Here is a 5,680-nt window from a genome sequence, read left to right as displayed (position 1 = left end):
GGCCCTCCACCAAACTCGCCACACCCGCATGCGACACCAGCACACCCTTCGGCCGGCCCGTCGAACCCGACGTATAAATCACATACGCAGGATGCTCAACCCGCAGAACACGGTCATCCGGCACCGTGCCGTCCATTCCGGCCAGCACCTCGACCAGCGCGGGATCGTCCACCACCACCTTCGCGATACCCGACGGAACCACTGGGACGGTGTCCACCGAAGCCAGTACCACCACCGGCCGCGCATCCTCAAGCATGTACGCGACACGCTCCGCCGGATACTCCGGATCCACCGGCATATACGCACCACCAGCCTTCAACACAGCCAGCAACGCCACCATCAGATCCACACCGCGCTCCATACACACGGCAACCACCGACTCCGGACCCACACCCAGACCCACCAGATGACGCGCCAGCCGGTTCGCCCGCACATCAAGCTCCCCGTACGTCACCTCCCCACACTCCGTCACCACGGCCACCGCACCCGGCACCCGCGCCACCTGAACCTCGAACAACTCCGCCACCGTGCCCACCCGCACAGAAGCATCCGTGTCATTCCACTCCACCAGCACCCGACGACGCCCCGCCTCATCAAGCACGTCCACCGCACTCAACCGCGTCCCCGGATCACCCGCCACCAACTCCAGCACCCGCACCAACTGGCCAACCAGCCGCGACACCGACTCCGGCTCGAACAGATCCGCCGCACCCGTCACCCACCCACGAATACCAGCCGGCACACCAAACCCGTCGAACTCCTCACCCACGATCACATCCAGATCGAACTTCGCCGACGCATCACCGGCTGGCATCGACTGAACACGCAGGCCCTGCAGGTCAAGCACCGCCTGTCCGGTGTTCTGCAACGTCAGCATCACCTGGAACAGTGCGTGGCGGCCCATCGAACGAACGGGAGCCAGCTCCTCCACCAGACGCTCGAACGGCACGTCCTGATGCGCGAACCCCGAAAGACTCCGCTCCCGCACCCGCCCCAACACCTCACGAAACGTCGGATCACCCGACAGATCCGTACGCACCACCAACGTATTGATGAAGAACCCGACCAAGTCCTCCAACGCCTCATCCGTACGCCCCGCATTCGGCGAACCGATCGGGATATCCGTACCCGCACCAAGCCGCGACAACAGCACCGCAAGCGCCGCCTGCAACACCATGAACACCGTCACACCCTCGGCCCGCGCCACCCCCACCAACCGCGCATGAACCCCAGCCGGAACCTCCACCGGCACACCATGCCCACGATGACCCGCCACCGCCGGCCGCACATGATCGAAAGGCAGCCCCAACTCCTCCGGAGCGCCCTCCAGCACCCCACGCCAGTATTCGACCTGTTGGGCAACCAGGCTGTCCTGGTCCTGCTCGTCGCCGAGCAGGTCCCGCTGCCACAGGGCGTAGTCGGCGTACTGCACCGGCAGCGGCTCCCACTGGGGCCTCTGTCCCGCGCGCCGCGCCTCGTAAGCGGTGGACAGGTCTCTGGCCAAAGGTCCGGTCGACCAGCCGTCGCTGGCGATGTGGTGGACCACGACCACCAGCACGTGATCCTCGGCCCCCACGGAGAAGAGCCAGGCCCGGATCGGAATCTCCGACGCCAGGTCGAAGGCGTATCCGGCAGCCCCGGCCACCGCGTCATCCAGATCCGCCGGCGAGACCGGCTCGGCCACCGACAGCCCCCACGCGAACTCGTCCGGCGCCAGGATGCGCTGATACGGCTCACCCTCGAGGGTCGGGAAGACCGTGCGCAGCACCTCATGCCTGCCGATCACATCCCGCAAGGCGGAGTCCATGGCCGCGTGATCCACCTCACCGGACAGCCGCAGGGCGACCGGAACGTTGTGGGTCGCGCTGGGTCCTTCCAGCTGTCCGACGAACCAGAGACGGCGCTGGGCGTAGGACAGCGGAATCCGCTCGGGGCGCTCCATCCTCGTCAGTGCCGACCGGGCGCTGCCCGCACCCGTCAGCCGGGCCGCGAGGGCTGCCGGAGTCGACGCCTCGAACAGTTCACGAAGCGGGACCTCCACACCCAGTACGGTCCGGATCCGGCTCACCAGCCGGATGGCGAGCAGGGAGTGACCACCTCTGGCGAAGAAGTCCTCCTCGACACCGATGCTCTCAACGCCCAGAACCTCGGCGAACACGGTGCACAGAATCTCCTCCTGGACCGTACCCGGACGCCTCCCCGCGCTCACCGCGGAAGGTGCCTCAGGGGCGGGCAACGCCTTGCGGTCCAGCTTCCCGTTCACTGTCAGCGGGAGTCCGTCCAACACCACGACAGCCGACGGAACCATATACGCCGGCAGGCGTTGACTGGCCAACTCGCATACGGAGAGGGCCAATTCATCGGCCTGCGCGTCCGCGACGACGTATGCGACCAGGCGCTTGTCCCCCGGCACGTCCTCACGTGCCACTACCACGGCCTGCTCCACCAGCGGATGCTCGGCCACCACGGACCGGACCTCACCCAGCTCGATCCGGAAACCACGGATCTTCACCTGCTCGTCGGCGCGCCCGGCGAAAACCAGTCGGCCGTCAGCCGACCGGTGCACCAGGTCGCCGGTGCGGTACATCCGTGCGCCGCTCTTGAACGGACAGGCTACGAAACGCTCCGCCGTCAGGTCAGCGCGTCCCACGTACCCGCGCGCCAGCTGCGCGCCGGTGATGTACAGCTCGCCCACCACGCCGACCGGGACCGGCCGCAGCCTGGCGTCGAGGACGTACATCCGGGTGTTCGAGACAGGGCCGCCGATCGGAACCGTGCCGTGGCCGCCGGGGTCCACTTGCTCGACGGCCGTGATGACGGCGGCCTCGGTGGGACCGTAGGCGTGGAGCAGGCGGCGGCCGCGCGCCCAGGCACGGGCGAGTGCGGGCTCGATCGCCTCGGATCCGACGACGATCGGACCGACACCGGCCAGGTCGTCCAGCTCCAACACCGCCAGCAAGGACGGCACGAGGCTGGCCGCGCGTACGCCGGCCGACCGCGCGAGCTCGCGCAGCAGAGCCGGCTCGGCCCGCTCGGCGGCGGTGGCCACTACCAGCACACCACCGCACGCCAGCGTCACCGCCACATCCAGCACCGACGCATCAAAATTGAACGAAGCGAACTGCAGCACCGGAACACCAGGACCGACATCCATCAACGGACCGAACACCGACACCATGTTCGCCATCGCCGCATGCTCGACAGCCACACCCTTCGGCACACCCGTCGAACCCGACGTGTAAATGACGTACGCCAGACCCTCCGGCCCCACCCTGACATCAGGCGCACCCGCCTCAGCAGCCGCCAGCGCAGGATCAGAGGCCAGCGCCGGATCATCCACCCACACCACCGACTCGGCCCCGACCGGCACACCATCACGCCGGCCCACCACCACCCGGGCACCACTGTCCACCACCATGAACGCCAGCCGCTCCACCGGCAGCTCAGGATCCAGCGGCACATACGCACCACCGGCCTTCCACACCGCCAGAATGGAAGCAACCATGTCCACCCCGCGCGGCAGACACAGACCCACCACCGACTCCGCACCCACACCCTGACCGATCAGGTGATGAGCAAGACGATTGGCACGGGCATCCAGCTCCCCGTACGAAACCTCCACACCATCGAACACCACCGCAACCGCACCCGGCGAAGCCGCCACATGCGCCGCGAACAACTCCGGCACCATCACCGAAGCAACCTCAACCACCGTGTCATTCCAGCCCGACACCACCAGCTCACGCTCCGCTGCACCCAGCACATCCACCGCACTCAGCGGTGCGTCCACACCGTCCTCGAGCGAGCACAGGAGGTTTCCGACCGCCGTGCGCAGCAGTCGTCCCACGGCCTGTGGATCAATCGATGTGACCGCCTCCACGGACAGCTCGATGCTGTGCCCGTCGTCGTCCACCGAGACCCCGAGCGGGAAGTTGCTCCGTTCCTGGGCGAGCAACAGCCGGATTCCCTCCGTGCCGTGATTGCGCTGTTCGTCATCGTCTTGTCGGCTTTTGTTGTGCCGGTAGTTGAAGAAGGAGGTGAACAGCGGTGTGTCGGCGGGAACTCCGCTGGCCTGCTGTGCGAGTGCCAGCGGCGCATGTTCATGCTCCAGCAGCTCCGCCAGCTGACCGCGCATCGCGGATACCGCCGTCGTGACGCCCATGTCGTGGGTGCGCACCCGTACGGGAAGGGTGTTGATGAAGGGGCCCGGCACCCGGTCCGAACCGGCACCCGCGTTCATCCGTCCGAACAGCACGGTGCCGAAGACGACGTCGTCGCGGCCGCTGAGCACCGCTAGTACGCGCGCCCAGGCCACATGCAGCACGGTCGCAGTGCTCGCCCCGAGGCGTATCGACGCCTGACGCAGTCGGGCGGTCAACTCCGCCCCCAGCGGTACGACTTCGTGGACCGAGTTCGCGCCGGTGCTGCGTACGTCGACGACGTCGAACGGCGCCGTCGGCTCGGTCACATCACCGAGCAGCTCGGCGAAGTATCGCTCGTGCTCCGCACGGGACTCCGCTCCACGCGTCTGAGCCACGAAGTCGCGGAAGAGCAGTGGCTGCGGCAGCGCGTCGCCGCGTCCGGTGAGGAAGGCCTCCACCTCTCCGAACACGATCTCCAGCGCCGTATGGTCCTGCACCATGTGGTGTACGCGGATCAGCGCGAGCCACTGGTCACTCCCCAGCGCGGCCGCCGTCTGGACGTGGATAAGCGGTGCCTGCTTCAGGTCCATCGAAAGGCCGACGCGCTCCAGGAGCTGTTCAGCCGGTTCGCCGCCGTGCGGGTCCAGTGCCACTTCGGTCACCGGGAGGACCGCGTGACGCCGCACCACCTGAACCGGCTCCCGCAGGCCCTGCCACACGATGGAGGTCCGGAGGATGTCGTACCGGTCGATGACTTTCTGCAAGGCTGCGGTGAAGCCGTCGAGCCGCTCACGCGAGTCGAACTCCAGCACCGTGGGCATGACGTAGGCGTCTTCGCCGCCATCGGCCAGGAGGTGGTGGAACAGCAGGCCTTCCTGGAGGGGGGCAAGGGGGTAGATGTCCGCGATGTTCGCCGCGCCGCCCTCGACAGTCGCGACGATCCGCTCGATCTCACCCGCGTCCAGCTCCACCAGCGGGAGCATCCCCGGCGTGATCTCCACCGCGTCCGCGGGAATCAGATTCGGCGGGACCTCCACCCGTACCGGCCCAGCGGCCGTCGCGAGACCGGCCACCGTCGGGCTCTGGAACAACGCCCGCACCGAGATCGAAACTCCGCGCTCGCGCAGCACCTGCACCAAGTGAACCGCCATGAGCGAGTGGCCGCCAAGGGCGAAGAAGTCGTCATCAACGCCCACGCCGTCGAGACCGAGAACCTGCGCAAAGGCAGCACACAGCACCTCTTCACGGGCATTGACCGGCCCACGACCGGCACCCGCGATGTACTCCGGAGCGGGCAGGGCCTTGCGGTCGAGCTTGCCATTCACCGTCACCGGCAACTCGTCCAGCACCACGACAGCCGAAGGCACCATGTACTCCGGCAACCGGGAACCCGCGAACTCCCGCACCGAAACCAGCAGACCATCCGCCCCACCACCCCCAACCACATACGCCACCAGACGCACATCACCCGGCACATCCTCACGCGCCACCACCGCCGCCTGCGCGACCCGCGGATGAGCAGCCACCACCGCCTGGAC

General features: G+C 67.6%; 1 protein-coding gene. It reads right to left on the bottom strand.

Annotation, left to right across the window (positions count from 1 at the left end; genetic code table 11):
• Window positions 1-5,680 (bottom strand): non-ribosomal peptide synthetase (locus tag ABT084_RS37575; RefSeq protein ID WP_351054253.1); only part of this gene is annotated, 5,680 nt, incomplete at both ends.

Origin of the sequence: Streptomyces sp. NPDC002138 (genome assembly GCF_040296485.1) — a bacterium.
Lineage (GTDB): Bacteria > Actinomycetota > Actinomycetes > Streptomycetales > Streptomycetaceae > Streptomyces.
The sequence above is the reverse complement of the archived record's forward strand: the minus strand, read 5'-3'. Positions and strand labels throughout refer to the sequence as shown.